General features: G+C 59.8%; 19 protein-coding genes. 9 read left to right on the forward strand and 10 right to left on the reverse strand.

Annotated elements, in window-relative coordinates; genetic code table 11:
• Positions 1-63 precede the first annotated feature (63 nt).
• From BG455_RS06115 to BG455_RS06135, 7 genes are all read right to left on the reverse strand, one after another.
• Positions 64-447 (reverse strand): hypothetical protein, encoded by a 384-nt coding sequence (locus tag BG455_RS06115; RefSeq protein ID WP_071469053.1) that lies wholly within the window; start codon positions 445-447, stop codon positions 64-66.
• On the reverse strand, positions 444-2,441 hold the full coding sequence (locus tag BG455_RS06120) for an acetyl-CoA carboxylase biotin carboxylase subunit (RefSeq protein ID WP_071469054.1): 1,998 nt from the start codon (positions 2,439-2,441) through the stop codon (positions 444-446). The genes BG455_RS06115 and BG455_RS06120 overlap by 4 nt, the downstream gene beginning before the upstream one ends.
• A 49-nt stretch (positions 2,442-2,490) precedes the next feature.
• On the reverse strand, positions 2,491-2,871 hold the full coding sequence (locus BG455_RS06125; protein ID WP_071469055.1) for a hypothetical protein: 381 nt from the start codon (positions 2,869-2,871) through the stop codon (positions 2,491-2,493).
• A gap of 78 nt (positions 2,872-2,949) precedes the next feature.
• A complete protein-coding gene (locus BG455_RS17645; protein ID WP_281243905.1) occupies positions 2,950-3,084 on the reverse strand; it encodes a hypothetical protein in 135 nt (44 codons plus the stop codon).
• A 228-nt stretch (positions 3,085-3,312) separates the two neighbouring features.
• Entirely contained in the window at positions 3,313-3,462 is a 150-nt protein-coding gene (locus tag BG455_RS17280; protein ID WP_170124687.1) for a hypothetical protein, read from the reverse strand.
• 189 nt (positions 3,463-3,651) lie between these two features.
• A complete protein-coding gene (locus tag BG455_RS06130; RefSeq protein ID WP_071469056.1) occupies positions 3,652-4,074 on the reverse strand; it encodes a DUF6497 family protein in 423 nt (140 codons plus the stop codon).
• A gap of 37 nt (positions 4,075-4,111) precedes the next feature.
• Positions 4,112-5,644, reverse strand: a complete 1,533-nt coding sequence (locus BG455_RS06135) for an acyl-CoA carboxylase subunit beta (protein ID WP_071469170.1) — start codon at positions 5,642-5,644, stop codon at positions 4,112-4,114.
• Between the two features lie 217 nt (positions 5,645-5,861).
• On the opposite strand from BG455_RS06135, the gene BG455_RS06140 reads away from it, so the two are divergent.
• Both BG455_RS06140 and BG455_RS06145 read left to right on the forward strand, forming a co-directional pair.
• Positions 5,862-7,085, forward strand: coding sequence for a multidrug effflux MFS transporter (locus tag BG455_RS06140; RefSeq protein ID WP_342742038.1), 1,224 nt, complete (start codon positions 5,862-5,864; stop codon positions 7,083-7,085).
• A gap of 59 nt (positions 7,086-7,144) precedes the next feature.
• Positions 7,145-8,536, forward strand: coding sequence for a helix-turn-helix domain-containing protein (locus tag BG455_RS06145; protein ID WP_071469057.1), 1,392 nt, complete (start codon positions 7,145-7,147; stop codon positions 8,534-8,536).
• Between the two features lie 8 nt (positions 8,537-8,544).
• Here BG455_RS06145 and BG455_RS06150 read toward each other — a convergent pair whose 3' ends face one another.
• Complete coding sequence (locus tag BG455_RS06150; protein WP_071469058.1) at positions 8,545-9,048, reverse strand: SH3 domain-containing protein; 504 nt, start codon at positions 9,046-9,048, stop codon at positions 8,545-8,547.
• 154 nt (positions 9,049-9,202) lie between these two features.
• Here BG455_RS06150 and BG455_RS06155 point away from each other — a divergent pair, with 154 nt between their 5' ends.
• On the forward strand, positions 9,203-10,189 hold the full coding sequence (locus BG455_RS06155; protein WP_071469059.1) for a 2-hydroxyacid dehydrogenase: 987 nt from the start codon (positions 9,203-9,205) through the stop codon (positions 10,187-10,189).
• A gap of 60 nt (positions 10,190-10,249) precedes the next feature.
• Here the strand turns inward: BG455_RS06155 and BG455_RS06160 are convergent, their stop codons facing one another.
• The gene (locus BG455_RS06160) at positions 10,250-11,524 is read right to left on the reverse strand and encodes a cytosine deaminase (RefSeq protein WP_071469172.1); all 1,275 of its coding nucleotides are present in this window, start codon (positions 11,522-11,524) and stop codon (positions 10,250-10,252) included.
• 70 nt (positions 11,525-11,594) lie between these two features.
• Positions 11,595-12,374, reverse strand: a complete 780-nt coding sequence (locus BG455_RS06165) for an SDR family oxidoreductase (protein WP_071469060.1) — start codon at positions 12,372-12,374, stop codon at positions 11,595-11,597.
• Positions 12,375-12,567: 193 nt separating this feature from the next.
• Here BG455_RS06165 and BG455_RS06170 point away from each other — a divergent pair, with 193 nt between their 5' ends.
• The 6 genes from BG455_RS06170 (at position 12,568) to BG455_RS06195 (ending at position 19,286) form a co-directional block, all read left to right on the forward strand.
• Positions 12,568-12,981: a universal stress protein gene (locus tag BG455_RS06170; RefSeq protein WP_071469061.1), complete on the forward strand. Its 414-nt coding sequence runs from the start codon at positions 12,568-12,570 to the stop codon at positions 12,979-12,981.
• 71 nt (positions 12,982-13,052) lie between these two features.
• Positions 13,053-14,732, forward strand: coding sequence for a BCCT family transporter (locus BG455_RS06175; protein ID WP_071469062.1), 1,680 nt, complete (start codon positions 13,053-13,055; stop codon positions 14,730-14,732).
• A 93-nt stretch (positions 14,733-14,825) separates the two neighbouring features.
• Positions 14,826-15,866: a Hint domain-containing protein gene (locus tag BG455_RS06180; RefSeq protein ID WP_071469063.1), complete on the forward strand. Its 1,041-nt coding sequence runs from the start codon at positions 14,826-14,828 to the stop codon at positions 15,864-15,866.
• A gap of 62 nt (positions 15,867-15,928) precedes the next feature.
• Positions 15,929-16,768: a universal stress protein gene (locus tag BG455_RS06185; RefSeq protein ID WP_211307035.1), complete on the forward strand. Its 840-nt coding sequence runs from the start codon at positions 15,929-15,931 to the stop codon at positions 16,766-16,768.
• A gap of 126 nt (positions 16,769-16,894) precedes the next feature.
• Positions 16,895-17,884, forward strand: coding sequence for a pyruvate dehydrogenase (acetyl-transferring) E1 component subunit alpha (gene pdhA, locus BG455_RS06190; protein WP_071469065.1), 990 nt, complete (start codon positions 16,895-16,897; stop codon positions 17,882-17,884).
• A 22-nt stretch (positions 17,885-17,906) separates the two neighbouring features.
• Complete coding sequence (locus tag BG455_RS06195; RefSeq protein ID WP_071469066.1) at positions 17,907-19,286, forward strand: pyruvate dehydrogenase complex E1 component subunit beta; 1,380 nt, start codon at positions 17,907-17,909, stop codon at positions 19,284-19,286.
• Positions 19,287-19,296 lie beyond the last annotated feature (10 nt).

Here is a 19,296-nt window from a genome sequence, read left to right on the forward strand (position 1 = left end):
CTTGCGGGGGGCTGCCGCCCCCAAGCGGCTGCGCCGCTTTCCCCCGCGCCTGTTGCAGATGGGTCATTTGAAATACCCGATCTTCTCGGCCCATTGCGACATGATCCACCAGCCCGGCCCGAACACACCGGCCAGCCAGAAAACAAGTGCTGTCCCCGGGTCCATCAGGCCCAGCCAGACGACGCCCGTCAAAACCGCACCAAGACCATAGACCAGCCCGCCCCCCACAGCGATGAATTCCAGCCCCAACCGGATACGGCTAAGCAGTGGAAACAACCCGTGAAAAACTGCCATCCCCCCCAGTGGCGGCAATAGCAGCAGCATCCATTGCCCTTCGCGCACGCCCTCGGCAAGGCGCATCAGGATCAGCCAGCATAGCGCCAGCGCCGCCACAAAGCTGATGAAATACATCACAAACAGGCGCATGGGGCTGCGGGCCTGCATCATTCAAACTCCATGATGACTTCGTCCACGGCCAAAGATGCGCCCGCAACCGCATTGACCTTGGCGACCTTGCCCTTGCGTTCGGCACGCAGGATGTTTTCCATCTTCATCGCTTCAATCGTGGCAAGGGCCTGACCTTCATATACCTCGTCCCCTTCCTCGACCGAAATTGACACAACCATACCCGGCATGGGGCATAGCAGCAGCTTCGAGGTGTCGGCGGGCACTTTCTCGGGCATCAAACGGGCCAGTTCGGCCTGCCGTTCCGAGAAGACATGCACTTTCAGATCCGCCCCGCGCAGACGCAGACGGAAGCCGCCGGGCAATTTGCCCACCTTCATAACCAGTGGCGTGCCATTAATCATCAGGCGCGCCAGCGGCTGGCCCGGTTTCCAGTCGGAGGTGATGCGGAACTCCTGCCCTGCCAGCAGGACAGTCGCCCCCTCGCGGTCGGCGGCTATGCTGGCTTGCAGGCTATGCCCGTCGATATTGATGACCCACTCGGTGCCGACAACGCGTTCGTGGTTGTCCATCCGCCCAGAAACGCGCGCACGCCGGATTTCGGCCACGCGGTTCATGGCACATGCACCCGCAGCCACGCGGTGCAGCAGATCATCTGTCAGCGCAGCCCCCTCGAACCCGTCGGGGTATTCTTCGGCGATAAAGGCAGTCGTAATCTCGCCCGAGACAAAGCGCGGGTGGTCCATGACGGCAGAGAGGAACGGCAGGTTATGGCCAATGCCTTCCAACTCGAACTCGTCCAGCGCCAGACGCATTTCCTCTATGGCCTTGGCGCGGGTGGGGGCCCAAGTGCAGAGTTTGGCGATCATCGGGTCATAATACATCGAGATTTCGCCACCCTCGTAGACGCCGGTATCGTTGCGCACGGCGCGCGCGGCTTCGACCACTTCGGCAGGGGGCCGGTAGCGCGTCAGACGCCCGATCGAGGGCAGAAAGTTGCGATACGGGTCTTCGGCATAAAGGCGCGATTCCATGGCCCAGCCGTTGATCTTCAGGTCTGATTGGGCGAAAGGCAATTTCTCGCCCGCGGCCACGCGGATCATCTGTTCAACCAGATCAACGCCTGTAATCAATTCTGTCACAGGGTGTTCCACCTGAAGGCGCGTGTTCATTTCAAGGAAATAGAAATTGCGGTCACCGTCCACAATGAATTCCACGGTGCCCGCCGAGGTGTAGCCCACAGCCGCCGCCAGCGCGCAGGCCTGCTCGCCCATGGCGCGGCGGGTGTCTTCATCCAGAAATGGCGAGGGGGCTTCCTCGATTACCTTTTGATTGCGGCGCTGGATCGAGCATTCGCGCTCATGCAGGTAAACCGTGTTGCCATGCTGGTCGGCCAGCACCTGAATTTCAATATGGCGCGGTTGGGTCACGAATTTCTCGATGAAAATGCGGTCATCGCCAAAGCTGCTGGCCGCCTCGTTCTTGGAGGACTGAAAGCCCTCGCGCGCCTCTTCATCGTTCCATGCGATGCGCATGCCTTTGCCGCCGCCGCCCGCGCTGGCCTTGATCATCACCGGATAGCCGACTTCGTTGCTGATTTTCACAGCATCTTCAGCATCGGAAATCAGGCCCATATAGCCGGGAACAGTACTGACATTGGCTTCTGCCGCCAGCTTTTTCGAGGTGATCTTGTCGCCCATCGCTTCAATCGCGCTGGCAGGCGGGCCGATAAAGGCCACGCCCTCGGCGGCAAGCGCTTCGGCGAATTTCATATTCTCGGACAAGAACCCATACCCCGGATGCACTGCTTCCGCGCCGGTCTGGCGAATGGCGTCCATGATCTTGTCAATCACGATATAGGACTGGTTCGCAGGGGCCGGGCCGATATGCACCGCTTCATCGGCCATGCGCACATGCAGCGCGTTGCGGTCGGCATCGGAATAGACCGCCACGGTTGCAATACCCATCTTGCGGGCTGTCTTGATGACGCGGCAGGCAATTTCGCCACGATTGGCGATCAGGATCTTGCGGAACATGCGGACTCCTTTTCCGGGAATGGGCTGTGGGGAATGGTGCGCGCAGACATCACTCTTCCCATGTGTCAAATGCGAATTCAGAAGACCCGTCAAAAAGCTGGGGGAAATTGGCCTGTGCAACGCGCATGTCAACGCGCAGCAAAGCCTCGTAGCTTTCGGGGTCAAAGGGTTCGGAGGCGGGCACAACTTCGCGGCCCAAGAGCCACGACAGGCGGCCGGCATCCAGATTGCCCCGCTCGAACGGGCCATCGGAGAAATGCGCCATCAATGCGCCAAGAAAGGCCTCATCCGCGCGCCGGTCAGCGGCGCGCCGGTCGGCAAAGCGCTTGCGTGCCACAAGCGGGGTCACGCCTTTTGGGTTGGCGCGGCGAATGGTGAACTGGAAATCAGTGCTGGGCAAACGCCCGGGAAAACCGCGATGCTTCAGCATGACTGCCCCCCATGGCTCAGGGTGGCAGTTGCGGTGTACGGGCCAGACATTACCGCCTGACCCGTATATTCATGGCCCTCAGCCTTTGTAGCTGCTTGGCTCCATGATAATGGGCGCGGGCATTGGCGCGGGTTCAGGCTCTGGCGCCTGACGTGCACATGCGGCCAAGGCGAGGGTCGCGCTGACAGCAACGATAATAGTGGTTTTTGACATGGAACACTCCTGTTGTCAGTTTCGGCTGGCATGCATGATCCCAACCAAGTTTCCGCACATGCGTTGCCGCAGCACGGCACTGAAACGGTAGCAGAAGCAATTTCGTTTGACCACAGGGACATTGCGCCCATGGGGTGCGCATCCGAATAAGGGCGGTCTGTGACAGCGCGCCGCACGCGGCTGTCAACTCTGGCTAGGGCAGAGCCAAAGCTCTGCCCTGCCTGAATATCAGCGGTATTTGCCCTTGGACGAGGCGGGTTCAACATAGATCGGGGCCGAGATTGGCTCGAAATGCTGAACAGGTTCGGGGGACTTTTTCGCACAGGTTGCCGGGATAAAAGACACCAGAAACGCTGCGGCCAAAGCGAGTTTCGCCATTCTATTCTCCTGCTCAAAATGCCAGAGCGCGATTTTTCTGATGCACGCGCCCGTTGGTTATGGTTCGCACGCGCCTGAATGGACGCGCACGGCACCACATTAGCGTGTTTGCAGAATCCTGACCACGAAAATATTTCGTCATCAGTGCCTTGTTGCAGCGTTGCATCAAATAGGGACAGGTCGGCCAGATCAGTCATGATATTCATCCAATTCAGGTTCACATCCATCCATGGACAGAGAAAACCATTCAAACAACTGAAAAATTTCCGCGTCACGCATACCGAACTCGATCGGCCTGTCCATCAGCGTAACCACAACACTTTCCCAGCCCTGTTCGCGCGCATCTTCTCCGGCGGCAAACACATTCTGCATCTGTGTTTCACACAGCCATTCCATGTCTTCAAAAACGCGCAACGCATCCGCGTGATACAGGCTTTCAGGCTCTGCCAGTTGTGGCACGACATAGCGCAGGCGAATAACCGACAGGTCTTCATCCCAGATTATATCGTAATAGCTGGCCTGCACACCCGAGGGCAGGATCAGCGGCGCATCCTGCGCGAAAGCCTGCGCCGCGCCGCATAGCACAAGCGCAGAAGCTGCCGCCTGTTCCATTGACCGTATCAAACGACCTGCCCCCAGCATCTTTGCATCACAGCGGGATATTGTCGTGTTTCTTCCATGGGTTTGCGAGCTTCTTGTTGCGCAATGCCGCGAAGGCGCGCGCAACGCGCTTGCGCGTGGATTGAGGCATGATCACTTCGTCAATAAAGCCCTTCTCTGCCGCAACAAACGGGTTGGCAAAGCGCTCTTCATATTCGTTGATCCGCGCGGCGGTTTTTTCCGAGTCGCCCAGTTCCGAACGATAGAGGATTTCAACCGCCCCCTTGGACCCCATCACCGCAATTTCTGCCGTGGGCCATGCATAGTTGAAATCGGCCCCCATATGCTTGGACGCCATCACCACATAGGCCCCGCCATAGGCTTTGCGTGTAATAACCGTGACTTTGGGAACCGTCGCTTCGCCGTAAGCATACAGCAGTTTCGCACCATGCTTGATGACGCCCGCATATTCCTGCCCTGTCCCCGGCAGAAAGCCCGGCACATCCACGAATGTCAGGATCGGAATTTCAAACGCATCGCAGAACCGCACAAAGCGCGCGGCCTTGCGCGAGGAATCGATGTCCAGACAGCCCGCAAGCACCATGGGCTGGTTGGCCACCACACCCACTGTCTGCCCTTCCAGACGAATGAATCCGGTGATGATGTTTTTCGCAAACTCTGCCTGAATTTCGTAAAAATCTCCTTCATCCGCGGTTTTCTGGATCAGCTCTTTCATATCATAAGGGCTGTTGGGGTTGTCGGGGATCAGGCTGTCAAGGCTTGGCTCCACACGCGCAGGGTCATCGAAGAAGGGCCGCACCGGCGGCTTTTCGCGGTTGTTCAGCGGCAGGAAATCGATCAGGCGGCGCACCTCGATCATTGCCTCGACATCGTTTTCAAATGCCCCGTCCGCCACAGAAGATTTGCGCGTATGGGTTGACGCGCCGCCCAACTCCTCGGCGGTGACTACCTCGTTTGTGACGGTTTTCACCACATCGGGGCCAGTGACGAACATATAGCTGGAATCCTTCACCATGAAGATGAAGTCGGTCATCGCTGGGCTATAGACCGCGCCGCCCGCGCATGGCCCCATAATGACACTGATCTGCGGCACCACGCCCGATGCCTTGATATTGCGGTCGAACACATCGCCATAGGCGGCCAGACTGGCCACCCCTTCCTGAATGCGCGCGCCCCCTGAATCGTTCAGGCCAATGACCGGCGCGCCATTCTGGATCGCCATATCCATGATCTTGCAGATTTTCTTGCCATGCGTCTCGGACACAGAGCCGCCCATGACCGTGAAATCCTGTGCAAAGACATAGACCATCCGGCCATTCACAGTGCCCCAGCCCGTAACCACCCCGTCGCCCGCCGGACGTTCGGCCTGCATCCCGAAATCGGTGCAGCGATGGGCCACGAACATGTCAAATTCCTCGAAGCTTCCCTCATCAAGCAACAGCTCGATCCGCTCGCGCGCGGTCAGCTTGCCCTTGGCATGCTGCGCATCAACGCGGCGCTGTCCACCCCCCAGCCGCGCGGTTGCACGCTGGCTTTCGAGTTGTTGCAAGATGTCCTTCATGCGCTCCCCCATCGTCACAAAATCAGGCCAAGTTTGCCTTTTGTGTTACACTACCGGCGCGCTGCGCAACAAGAAAGTGAAATTCGGAAAATTTGCAAATATGCCCGCACCTTGCGCCGCTAATTTGCAAACCCTACGACAGCTTGACTTTTGCGGGCCTTGCACTTCTGTTCACATGTGTAATACGAGCTGCAAACCCCATCGAAAGCACAGGTCCATGATGCAGGCCCACCCCGCTGCTGAAGTCAGGTTTCTGGACAGCCAGACACCGCCGCATGTCGCAACACTGGTTGCGCAGGCGTCAATCGCGGCGCTGGCGATGAATGTGTTTCTGCCCTCGCTGCCGTCCATGGCCGTGTATTTCGACACCGACTATGCGGTGATGCAGCTTTCTGTGTCACTATATCTGTTGGTGAACGCAATTTTGCAGGTGTTCATCGGCGCGATTTCCGACAGGTTCGGGCGCAGGCCGGTCATGCTGGCCGCCCTGATCGGGTTTATTCTGGCGACAATCGGAACCTTGTTTGCAACTTCGGCGGTCGTCTTCCTGATCTTTCGGATGATGCAGGCAGTGGTCGTGTCTGCGATTGTTCTATCCCGCGCCTCTATCCGCGATGTTCTGGACGAGGCGCAGGCGGCCTCGCGCATTGGCTATGTGACAATGGGCATGGCGATTGTGCCGATGATTGCGCCCGCAATCGGTGGGGTGCTGGACGAAGCATTTGGCTGGCGCGGCAGTTTCGGGCTGATGCTGCTGGCGGGGATCGGCGTGCTGGTGCTGAGTTGGCGCGACATGGGCGAGACAAAACAGAACCTCGGCGGGCCGGTCAAGGGCCTGTTCGATGGTGTGCCAGAGTTGATGCGCGCACGGCGATTCTGGGGCTATTGCGTCACGGCAACGCTGGCCTCGGGGGCGTTCTTTGCCTATTTGGGCGGCGTCCCGTTTGTCGGCTCGCAGGTGTTTGGCCTGTCCCCATCGGTGCTGGGGCTGTATTTTGGCGCGCCTGCCTTGGGCTATGCGGCGGGCAATTTTCTGGCCGGTCGCTATGCCGCGCGGCTGGGGATCAACCGGATGATCCTGCTTGGCTGCCTTGTGGGCTTTGGCGGCATGGTTTTGTTGCTGGCGCTGTATCTGGCGGGGTTTTTATCGGCCCCTGTCTTTTTTGGGTGCTTCATCTTCACTGGGCTTGGCAATGGAATGCTGCTGCCCTCGGCCACATCCGGCATGATGTCGGTGCGCCCGCATCTGGCAGGCACGGCCAGCGGGATTGGCGGGGCGATCATGATCGGCGGCGGGGCCGGGCTGTCGGCCCTTGCAGGCGCGATCCTGACTGCGGAAAGCGGGGCCGCGCCGCTGATCTGGCTGATGGTCATCACCACGGCGCTGGCAATCTTGCCGCTGCTGTATGTGCTGCACCGCGAAAAGCAGATTTCAGCTTGACCGCGCAACGCCACTTTGCAAAGCCTTGACGCAGAGTTAGCAAAACCAGCCGGGGTCATATGCCGCCACAAAAACTCTACGCGGGCGCGAAACTGCGAGAGACGCGCAACCAGCTTGGCCTGACCCAAAAGGATTTCGCCACAAAACTGGGTGTGTCGCTGCCCTATCTGAACCAGATGGAAAACAACAACCGCCCCCTGTCCACTGCGGTAGTGCTGGCTTTGGCGCGTGAATTCGGGATGGATGTGACCGAGCTTTCGGCAGGCGACAGCGAGCGGCTTGTGTCGGACCTGCGCGAAGCTTTCGCAGACCCGCTTTTTGGCAAGACCACCCCTGCCCTGCCCGATCTTCGGCTGGTGGGCGCGAATGCGCCCGGCTTTGCACGCGCCTTTCTGGACCTGCACCGCGCCTATAGGCAAGCGCAGGAACAGCTTGCCTCGCTGGACGAGGCGTTGGGGCGCGAAGACACCACCCTGCGCCTGTCCCCCTGGGAAGAGGTGCGCGATTTCTTCCATTATTGCGACAATTACATCGACCCCGTGGACCGCGCTGCCGAACATTTCGCAGCACAGGGGCGCGATGCCCTGTCGCTGGCGACCGAGGCACTGGCACGGCGCAAGATCACCCTGCGCTATAGTTCCGGCCGGATATTGCGCCATCTCGACCATGACACAAACACGCTGGAGATCTCGGCCAAGGCCACCCGCGCCACGCAAGCGTTCCAGATGCTACACCAAGTCGCGCTGCTGACACAAAATGACCTGCTGGAAGCGACATTGGACTTGGCGCGGTTCCAGTCGGATGAATCGCGCGCCATCGCCAAGATCGGCCTTGCCAATTATTTCGCAGGTGCCGCGCTGATGCCCTATCGCCGTTTTCAGGAAGCGGCCAGCGCCACCCGCCACGATCTGGAAGCGCTGGCCGACCAGTTCGGCGCCTCGATCGAGCAGGTGGCCCATCGCCTGTCAACCCTGCAACGCCCCGGCCTGAAGGGGGTGCCCTTCTTCTTCGTGCGCGTCGATCAGGCAGGCACCATCACCAAGCGCCATTCTGCCACGCGGCTGCAATTTGCCCGTTTTGGGGGCGCATGCCCGTTGTGGAATGTGCACCGCGCGTTCGAGACGCCGGGGCGTTTTTTGCGGCAACTGGCCGAAACACCGGACGGGGTGCGCTATTTCTGCCTTGCTTTGGCGGTGACGAAAGGGGGCGGCGCGTTTCATGCGCCTGTGCGGCGCTACGCCATCGGGCTGGGCTGCGAGATCGACCATGCAGGCGCGCTGGTCTATGCCGATGGCATGGATCTGGGGCGCGAGGCGAGTTTCGAGCCTATCGGCATTTCCTGCCGCATATGCGAACGTGACACATGCCATCAACGCTCTGTCCCGCCACTGGAAAGGCGGTTGAAGGTTGACCATGATTTCCGCGAATTGCTGCCCTACCGGATAGAATAGCGCGCTCCCTACTCGAACACATCTTCGGGGTCGACACCCCACAGATGGCGCTTCTCGATCCAGCCGCGCGCGCTGTCCACCTCCAGCCGGCACCAGTCGGGCTGGCAGGTACGGATGCGCGCAATCACGCCCCGCTCCAGCAGGGCGGCGGGCGGGCTGGCCACATCCGGGCGCTGGTGCAGCTGTGCCATATCGGTTTGCACCAAGGCAGTGCGCAAGCCCGATAACAGCGCGTAATGCATCCAGCCGCCCATGCCCTCGGCATCTTCGACCTTGCGCCAATGTTCATATTCCGCCGTCACCCGCAGCGGCAGGTCGCGGCGCTGATACACCCAGTCGATGCGGTGCGACTGGTCCGGCCCGCGTCGCGCATTGCCTTCATTCGCCTTAAGCGAGACAAAGCGCGGCAGGGGCAGGTTTGTCACCGGCCCGCGTTCGCTGGCCTGCGCCATTTCCGGCGCCCACGCAATCAGCGCGGCAAGCGCCACAGTCCAGAAAGCCTGTATTCTCATGTGCCTGTGCGCCCGGTTGGTCCGGGTTCCTTGGGTTTGAACTGCTCTTTGTCACTGTTGCGGCCCGTTTACGGCATTTGACCGCTTGTAGAACGCAGCAAGTGCTGGCAGTTTGCCAGAAACACCGTCAGATGCAAAGAGGTGAGACGCGCAAATGCCCAATCAACGCCTGAGTGTTGTCGTAACGCGACGCCTGCCCGATGTGGTAGAAACCCGCCTGAAAGAACTTTTCGATGTAGAGTTGCGCGAAGATGACGCGCCCATGCGCCGCGAAGAGATTGCACAGGCGATGCGCCGCGCCGATGTGCTGGTGCCCACCCTGACGGACGATATCGATGCGACATTGCTGGCGCAGGCAGGCGACCGGCTGAAACTGATTGCCAATTATGGCGCAGGCGTGGACCATATCGATGTGCATTCAGCCCGCCAGCGCGGCATTCTAGTGGCCAATACCCCCGGCGTGGTGACCGATGATACGGCAGATATGGCGATGGCGCTGATGCTGTCAGTGACCCGCCAGATCCCGCAGGGGCTGGCAAAGATGCAGGCCGATACATGGCGCGGCTGGTCGCCCATGGCCAATCTTGGCACACGCATCGGCGGCAAGCGGCTTGGTATTCTGGGTATGGGGCGGATCGGGCAGGCGGTGGCGCGGCGCGCGCGCGCCTTCGGGATGCAGGTGCATTACCACAACCGCCGCCGCTTGCGCGCAGAAGTGGAAGACGCGCTGGAAGCCACATGGTGGGAAAGTCTTGACCAGATGGTTGCGCGGATGGATGTCATCTCCATCAACTGCCCGCATACGCCCTCGACATTCCACCTGATGAATGCGCGGCGGCTGAAGCTGCTCAAGCCCAGCGCGGTCATCATCAACACCTCACGCGGCGAAGTCATCGACGAAAACGCCCTGACACGGGGCTTGCGTGCGGGCGAGATTGCGGGCGCGGGGCTGGACGTCTATGAACGCGGCCATGATATAAACCCGCGCCTGCGCGAATTGCCCAATGTGGTGCTGTTGCCCCATATGGGGTCGGCCACGCTGGAAGGCAGGATTGAGATGGGCGAGAAAGTCATCCTGAACATCAAGACCTTCGCTGACGGGCACCGCCCGCCGGATCAGGTTTTGCCGGGCATGCTGTAGCACGCCAGTTGCGTCCCAGTCAGGGCGCAACCACAGCTTTTGCGTTTTGGCTACAGGGTTTCACCGCCCTGTCATCAGATGGTCGAGTTCCGCGTGATCAGGAAGCGTGCGGTCAATCGCGCGGCCTGCGCGCAGAACGATACGGTCTGATTGCGGGCGCGACAGCGCCTCGCCCCAGTTGCGCGCGCGCAGGATGACCAGATCGGCAGGTGCGCCCGCCTCCAGACTTGGCATCTCAAAGCCGCAGGCACGGGCGGGATTGGAAAGAAAAGCCGTAATCCAGTCCGGGTCGGCGTGATCCAGATGCGCGATGCGCGTGGCCTCGCGCAGCACTTCCAGCATATCGAGGTCGCCATAGGCATAAAACGGATCGCGCGTGTTATCCGAGGCGAAACTGACATTGATCCCGCGCGCCTTCATCTCATGCACAAGCGTGACGCCGCGCCAGCGGGGCGTGCGCCCGGATGCGCGGTCTTGCAGATACATGTTGCACATGGGCAGCGACACAATATTCAACCCCGCCCTGGCGACCAGATCGAGGGTTTCATAAACCTCCCCCTCTGGCTGCACAGCGAGAGAGCAGCAATGGCCGACGCTCACCGCCCCCTGATACCCCAGTTCCAGCACCGTTTCGGCAATCACGCGCAGCGTGGTGGCAGAAGGGTCGGCGGTTTCGTCGGCATGAAAATCCACCTCTAATCCGCGATCCATAGCCAGCTTGAAAAAGCCGCGCAATTTGTCGCGCAGGTCTGGCACAGGATAGGTGACAAGGCCCAGCACGCCGCCATGTTCGGCCACGATGTCGGCTGTTCGGGCATATTCGCCCGTCATATCGGCGCGGTCCACCCCGGTCAGCGATGCGCCTTGCAGGGCGATACGCCCCGCCCATTCCGCCCGCAATGCACCGAATATGGGCCATGAGATAGCATCTTGCGGGGCAATGCTGTCGATATGTGTGCGAATGGCACGCGTGCCATGGGCGTAGGCGCAGCGCAGCGCGAAATCCATCCGCGTGGCGATATCTTCTGCGGTCCAGTTGGCCACCCTGTCCGCGCCGACAGTTTCCAGCGCCCCCATGAAACTGCCATCAGGGTTGGGACTGCGTGGCCAGATATGGCCCTTGTCCAGATGGGTATGCATGTCGATGAAGCAGGGCAGCACCATCGCGCCGCCCATATCCAGCGTGGGCATATCACGGCGGTCGGACAGGCGCCCCCCCTCAACGCTGAGCGCGTGGCGCACCAGCCCGCCGCCCTGCCCCAACAGACAGGCCGGTATGGTGATGTTGTCCAGCCGGTAGGGGCCAGATGCGGGCAGGGTTTTGAAATCTGTCATGTCTGTCAGCCTATATGCAGAATGCGGATATGTCCGCATTCCGCGCTGTGTTCGGTTTTGCAGCCAGCGATCACAAGGTCGCGTTAACAGCGCCCCCATCCAGCAACAGGTTCTGGCCCACGATGAAGCCCGCATGTTCCGAGCATAGAAACGCGCAGGCTGCGCCGAACTCGGCCGCGGTGCCGTAGCGCCCTGCCGGAATGGTCGCTTGCCGCTTCGCGCGGGCCTGTTCCACTGTAATGCCTTCGGCCTTGGACACGCCCCCGTCCAGCGCGGTCGCGCGGTCAGTGTCATGAATACCGGGCAACAGGTTGTTGATGATCACACCCTTGCCCGCAACCTGACGCGCCGTACCTGCGACATAGCCCGTCAAGCCCGCGCGTGCCGAATTCGACAGGCCCAGCACCGCCAATGGTGCCTTGACCGATTGCGATGTGATATTGACCACACGGCCCCAGCCGCGCTCTATCATGCCCGGCATCAGCGCTTTCATCAGCGCGATCGGTGTCAGCATATTCGCATCCAGCGCCTTGATGAAATCCTCGCGCTCCCAATCGCTCCACATTCCGGGCGGGGGGCCGCCTGCGTTATTGACCAGAATATCCACCGCACCCGCGGCTTGCAGCACTTTCGCGCGCCCCTCCTCGGTGGTGATATCGGCGGCCACTGTCACCACCTCGACCCCATGGGCGGCGCGGATGGCTGCGGCGGCCTCTTCCAATGCGGCACTCCCACGGGCATTCATGACCAGATGAACCCCCTCTGCGGCCAGTGCCTCGGCGCAGCCGCGCCCCAAGCCCTTGGACGACGCACAAACCAATGCGCGCTTTCCGGCGATACCCATATCCATGTTGCAGACCCTCCATGTTGCATCCCTTGCCCCTCTAGCATTGTCCCGCCAAGGCCGCCAGTGACCGAAAACGACACAACAATGTCGCAAAACTACTTTTTCTTACCGCAAAGGGGTAACATTCTCTGACAAAGCCGTGTTAAGGCTGCTGTCTCAAACACACATCAGCCCCCACAAATGAAATGGAGGGACCATGTATCGGAAAGTCATCTTTCCGGTCGATCTGACGCATATCGACCAATTGACCCGCGCCTTGCAGACCGCGATTGATCTGGCGCTGCATTACAAGGCCGAAATCTGCTTTGTCGGGGTATCCGGCACGGCCCCCAGCGCCCTTGCGCGCACACCACAGGAGTATGAAAGCAAGCTTGCAGGCTTCGCGGATGAGCAGGGCAAGGCGCATGGTCTGAAAAGCAGCGCCAAAGCCTGCATCAGCCATGACCCAAGCATCGATACCGACAAAACCCTGCTGGCGGCCATAGCCGAATTGGGCGGCGATCTGGTGGTCATGCAGACCCATACCCCGCAAGCGCTTGATTACATCTGGGCGGGCCATGGCGATACGATTGCCGTGCATTCCAAGGCATCGGTCTTTTTGGTGCGCTAATCGCGCCCACGACACCAGCGTAACCGCCGCAAACCACCACCGGCACAAGAAACAGAAAATGGAGCAAATGCATGGCGAACCATGACGAAGACGCCATTCAGGACGCAGGCGAAGAGGCCTTGCGCGAACCTGAAGGCGCGTCCGAGATCATCGAGACGGATTATGAAATCGGTCAAGACAACATAACCCCGAAAATCGGCCCTTTCGGGCTGGACATACACAATCCCGTTTTTGCCATTTCCGGTATTGTCGTGGTGGCGTTCGTCATCGTCACACTGGCTTTTCAAGATCAGGTTGGGCCGGCCTTGGGGGCCATGCGCGCCTTTCTTACCTCCAGCTTTGACTGGTTCTTTCTGATGGCAGGCAATATTTTCGTGCTGGTCTGCCTTGGCATTCTGGTCTCGCCCTTGGGCAAGGTCCGCATTGGCGGCGTCGATGCAACGCCTGATTACAGCTATCTGGGCTGGTTTTCCATGTTATTCGCCGCAGGCATGGGCATTGGCCTGATGTTCTTCGGGGTGTTGGAGCCTGCATATTACTTTGCCACGCCATGGGGCGATCAACCCCTTAGCCGCGATCTTGGGATTGTGGATGGTGTGCTGATGGACCCCGCCGCCGTCGAAGCGGCCCGCCTGACCGCGATGGCGGGCACGATCTACCATTGGGGGCTGCACCCTTGGGCAATCTATGCGGTGGTGGCCCTTTCACTGGCGCTGTTTGCCTATAACAAGGGTCTGCCGCTAACTGTGCGCTCTATTTTCTACCCGATCTTTGGCGAACGCATCTGGGGCTGGCCGGGCCATATTATTGACATATTGGCAGTATTTGCCACGCTGTTTGGGCTGGCCACCTCGCTTGGGTTTGGCGCGCAGCAGGCATCGGCGGGTATTGGCTATGTGTTTGGCATAGAAGGCATCAATGACACCGTCACCTTCTCTGTCATCCTGATTGCGGGCATCACGGGACTGGCGCTGATTTCGGTGTTGCGCGGGCTGGATGGCGGCGTGAAGCGGTTGTCAGAGCTGAACATGATCCTTGCCATCATTCTGCTGTGCTTCGTGATTATCGTTGGGCCGACGATGTTGCTGGTGTCGCAATTCTTTGGAAATGTCGGGGCCTATTTCTCGGAGATTTTTGCCCTGTCCAACCCGATCGGGCGCGATGATGATGGCTACCGTCAGGGCTGGACGGCCTTCTACTGGGCGTGGTGGATCAGCTGGTCGCCTTTTGTGGGCATGTTCATTGCCCGCGTCAGCCGCGGGCGGACAGTGCGCGAATTCCTGACATGTGTGCTGTTGATCCCCACCATCGTATCCGCAATCTGGATGACGGCCTTTGGCGGCACTGCGATTGACCAGATGATCAATCATGTCACGGATAGTGCGGTTTTCGGCTTTGTGATCGATTCCTATGTGCCGGAATTGTCGCTGTTTGGCATGCTGTCCGAATTGCCGCTGGCAAGCATCACCTCGGTCGTGGGTATTGTGCTGGTGATCGTGTTCTTCGTCACTTCATCCGATTCAGGGTCACTGGTGATCGACACGATCACGGCAGGCGGCAAGATCAATGCTCCTGTCAGCCAGCGCATTTTCTGGGTGATCTTCGAGGGGCTGGTGGCCGCAGCCTTGTTGCTGGGCGGCGGGCTGGTGGCGCTGCAAGCGGCCTCTGTCTCGACCGGATTGCCCTTTGCGATTGTGTTGCTGTTTGCCTGCTACGCGCTTGTCAAAGGACTGATGGACGAGCCGCGCTAGACCTGCACTGCACGGAACGACACCAAAGGGCGCCCCATGGGGCGCCCTTTGGCATTATTGCGCGCATCGTGCGCACGATATTGAAAATGTTAAATGAGTCTGCGCAATAGTGGTGTCATCATGCGGCACCGCAAGCGGAAAGGCACTGTGTTGGTATATCACTATGAATGCGAAGTTTTCGAGGCGTCGGCCCTGCGGGTAAGCTGGGGCATAAATGAAGGCGATGCTTTGGGCCTGCCCGCATATGCCTGCCTTGGCGATATCTATACCCTGCCCCCACAGGCCGCACCGCTGCTGCTGCGGCTGGAAATTTCGGACAGGACAGTAATTGCGCCAGATCAGCAGGCGCAACTTGCGGGCCTGACACCGGGGCAAGAGGTGGCGACTTGCGGTGAAATGCGGCTGATGTCCTCGGACGGGGAAGTGGTGACAGCGCTGGTGCTGGAATGCTGCGGCACATTGCTGTTTTTGCCCCTGAACCCCATGCGCCCCGACACGGGCTATGCACTGATTGCCCTGCAAGAGACCGCTTCGGCGCTGCGCATGTCCGAATTGGTGCAGGGCTGTTTTGGAACGGGGGCGCGCGTCTCGATGGAAGATGGCAGCCTATGCGCGGTCGAGGATCTGCAAACCGGCATGGACATCCGCACCCGCGACCATGGCCCCCAAACCCTGCGCTGGATCGGGCAGATCACCATGCGCGCGCATGGTCCCTTTGCCCCTGTGACATTCGCGCCAAATGTTCTGGGCAATCTGGGGGCGCTGACGCTTGGCCCGCTGCAACGCATCTTTCTGTATCAACGTGGCGAAGACCGTCTTGGCACCCGCGCAGAGGTTCTGATACAGGCGCAAACGCTGGTCGACGGGCGCCGCGTTTTGCAACGCGAAGGGGGCTTTGTAACCTATTACCATCTGGCCTTTGATGACCATCAGATCATCTATGTCGAGGGGATACCCGTTGAAAGCATGCTTGTGTCGCGTGCAACACTCGCCCGCCTGCCAGAGGTGCTGGCGCAAGACCTCTCTAGACGGTTTCCGCATTTGAACCAGCGCGCACATTTTGCCCAAGACCTGCCATCAACGCAGGTCACGGCTGACATTCGGGACGCACTTTTGCGCCAGAAAGAAAAGTGACGACGCTGGAACAATCTGCTATTCAGACGTCTCTGCCCTCATATGTTTCGCATAGGTTGACTGTGTTTCAACTGAAAACAATTCTTGCTGCCACAGATTTCACCCCGCGTTCCGCCGCTGTCACGCGGCGCGCGGCGCAATTGGCCTGCGCGCATCGCGCGCGGCTGGTGCTGGTTCATGCCATTGAAACGCGCCAGACCAAGGTGCAGCGCTTGCGGCTGCGCAAACCTGTCGATCCGGTTGCGCGGGCCGATGCCGAAATGGACAAGCTGCGCGCCAGCTGCCCCGAACTGGACCTGAGCTGCCATATCCTACACGGCAAACCCGGCAAGCTGGTGCCGGAACTGGCCCGCGACATTGGCGCAGATCTGATCGTACTGGGTTTGCATGTGGTGCGCCGTGTGCTGGAGACTGTGCGCCTGACAAATCTGGAACGGATCACCCAGCACGCCCCCTGCCCCATTCTGATTGCCCATAATCCCGATGTGCGCCCCTATCGCAAGGTTTTGGGCGCGATCACTTTCGCGCCTGCCTCTGCCAAGGCGCTGGAAATTGCCGCCGCGATTGCGCCTGATGGCAGCTATCACGCCATCCATGCGCTGCAACTGCCCCTTAGCGCGAAGCTGCCATCTTCCGATGTTATGAAAAGCGCCGAGATGACAGAGGCCGAGTTGCTGCGCCAGACCTTCATGAGCTTCAAAGGATTGCCCAAATCCCTGCCCCTGCCTGAAATCGTGCCCGGTGGCGTGCATGAAGTGCTGCAATTTCGCGTCCGCGAATTGCAACCCGATCTGGTGGTCATCGGCAGCCATTCGGGGCGCGATGCCAACACCTTGGGCAATTACGCGCGCGATCTGATGCGCGCGCCCCCCACAGATATGCTGGTTGCCAAGCCAGATTGAGCGCGCGCCGGCAGGTCTGCACGCGCTGCATGTCCGTCATGCGCAAAAACTCTCGCAACCATGCATCTTTTGCGGTAAGAAATGGTTTAACATTGAACTATTGCTTCACGGGAGGAGGCGCCGCGTATGGCCACACGAAAATCCACTGCCAAATCAAATGTTTCAGCAGAAGAATTGCAATCCTATTACCGCGACATGTTGTTGATCCGCCGATTCGAGGAAAAAGCCGGTCAGCTATACGGCATGGGTCTGATCGGGGGCTTTTGCCATCTGTATATCGGGCAGGAAGCCGTTGTTGTCGGGCTGGAAGCCGCAGCCAAAGAGGGCGACAAGCGCATCACATCCTACCGCGACCACGGCCATATGCTGGCCTGCGGCATGGACCCGAAGGGGGTCATGGCCGAGTTGACGGGGCGCGAGGGCGGCTATTCGCGCGGCAAGGGCGGCTCGATGCATATGTTCTCGAAGGAAAAGCATTTCTACGGGGGCCACGGCATTGTCGGCGCGCAGGTGCCGCTGGGGGCCGGGCTGGCCTTCTCGGACAAATACAAAGGCAATGACAACGTCACCTTTACCTATTTCGGCGACGGCGCGGCCAATCAGGGGCAGGTTTATGAAACCTATAACATGGCCATGCTGTGGGATTTGCCTGTGATCTTCGTGATCGAGAACAACAAATACGCGATGGGCACATCCGTCCAGCGCGCGACCAAATCCCCCTCCCTTTGGGAACGCGGGGCCGCCTACGGGATCGCGGGCGAAGAAGTGGACGGCATGGATGTGCTGGCCGTCAAGGCAGCTGGCGAGAAGGCCGTGGCGCATTGCCGCGCAGGCAAAGGGCCGTATATCCTTGAAGTCATGACATACCGCTACCGCGGCCATTCGATGTCTGATCCGGCCAAATACCGGACCCGTGACGAAGTGCAGAAAATGCGCAGCGAACGCGATGCGATCGAACATGTGCGCGAATTGCTGCTGCAAGGCAAGCACGCCACCGAAGATGACCTGAAGGCCATCGACAAAGAGATCAAGGCCGTCGTGAATGAAGCCGCAGAGTTCTCGAAAGAAAGCCCGGAACCGGCGCTTGAGGAACTCTGGACAGATATCTACGCGTGAAGCGGCCGGGAGGATAGTACCAATGGCAACCGAAATACTTATGCCTGCACTCTCTCCGACCATGGAGGAAGGCACACTGGCAAAATGGCTGGTGAAAGAGGGCGACACCGTCAGTTCCGGCGATATTCTGGCCGAGATCGAAACGGACAAGGCCACGATGGAATTCGAGGCCGTCGATGATGGCGTGATGGGCAAAATCCTGATCGCGGCTGGTACCGAAGGTGTGAAGGTCAACACGCCGATTGCAGTGCTGGTGGCCGAGGGCGAGGACGTGCCCGCCGAAGGCGCGAAAGCGGCCACAACGCCAGCACCCGCCGCCCTGAATGGCGCGGAAGACAAAACCGCCGCCCCTGCCACTGCGGCCCCTGCCCCCGCCACGCCCAAGGCCGACACCACGCCGGACTGGCCCGAAGGCACGGAAATGAAAACCCAGACCGTGCGCGAGGCGTTGCGCGACGCGATGGCCGAAGAAATGCGCAGCACGGACGAAGTCTTCGTCATGGGCGAGGAAGTGGCCGAATATCAGGGGGCCTATAAGATCACCCAAGGGCTGCTGGATGAATTCGGCGCGCGCCGCGTGATCGACACCCCCATTACCGAACATGGGTTTGCAGGTATCGGTGTGGGCGCGGCCTTTGGCGGGTTGCGGCCGATTGTGGAATTCATGACCTTCAACTTTGCCATGCAGGCCATTGACCATATTCTGAACTCTGCCGCGAAGACGCTGTACATGTCAGGCGGGCAGATGGGCTGTCCCATTGTGTTCCGTGGCCCCAATGGCGCGGCGGCCCGCGTGGGCGCGCAGCACAGCCAGTGCTATGCGGCGTGGTATTCGCAGATTCCGGGGTTGAAAGTGGTGATGCCCTATTCGGCGGCGGATGCGAAAGGCTTGCTGAAGCAAGCCATCCGCGACCCGAATCCGGTGGTGTTTCTGGAAAATGAAATCCTCTACGGGCGCAGTTTCGAAGTGCCGGTGCTGGACGATTTCACAATTCCCTTCGGCAAGGCGAAAACATGGCGCGAAGGGACCGATGTCAGCATCGTCAGCTTCGGAATTGGCATGACCTATGCCTTGGAAGCCGCAGAACGGCTGGAAAAAGACGGGATCAGCGCCGAGGTGATCGACCTGCGCACGATCCGGCCCATGGATACAGATGCAATCCTTGCATCTGTCATGAAAACCAACCGTCTGGTCACGGTCGAGGAAGGCTATCCGCAAGGCTCGGTCGGCAATTATATCACCTCTGTCGTGATGGAGCGCGCATTTGATTATCTGGATGCGCCCGTCATCAACCTGACCGGCAAAGATGTGCCAATGCCCTATGCCGCCAATCTGGAAAAACTGGCACTTGTGACGACCGATGAAGTGGTCGAAGCCGTGCGCAAAGTGACATATCGCTAAGAGGGAGGGT

This window comes from Roseinatronobacter thiooxidans (assembly GCF_001870675.1).
GTDB classification, from domain to species: Bacteria; Pseudomonadota; Alphaproteobacteria; order Rhodobacterales; family Rhodobacteraceae; genus Roseinatronobacter; species Roseinatronobacter thiooxidans.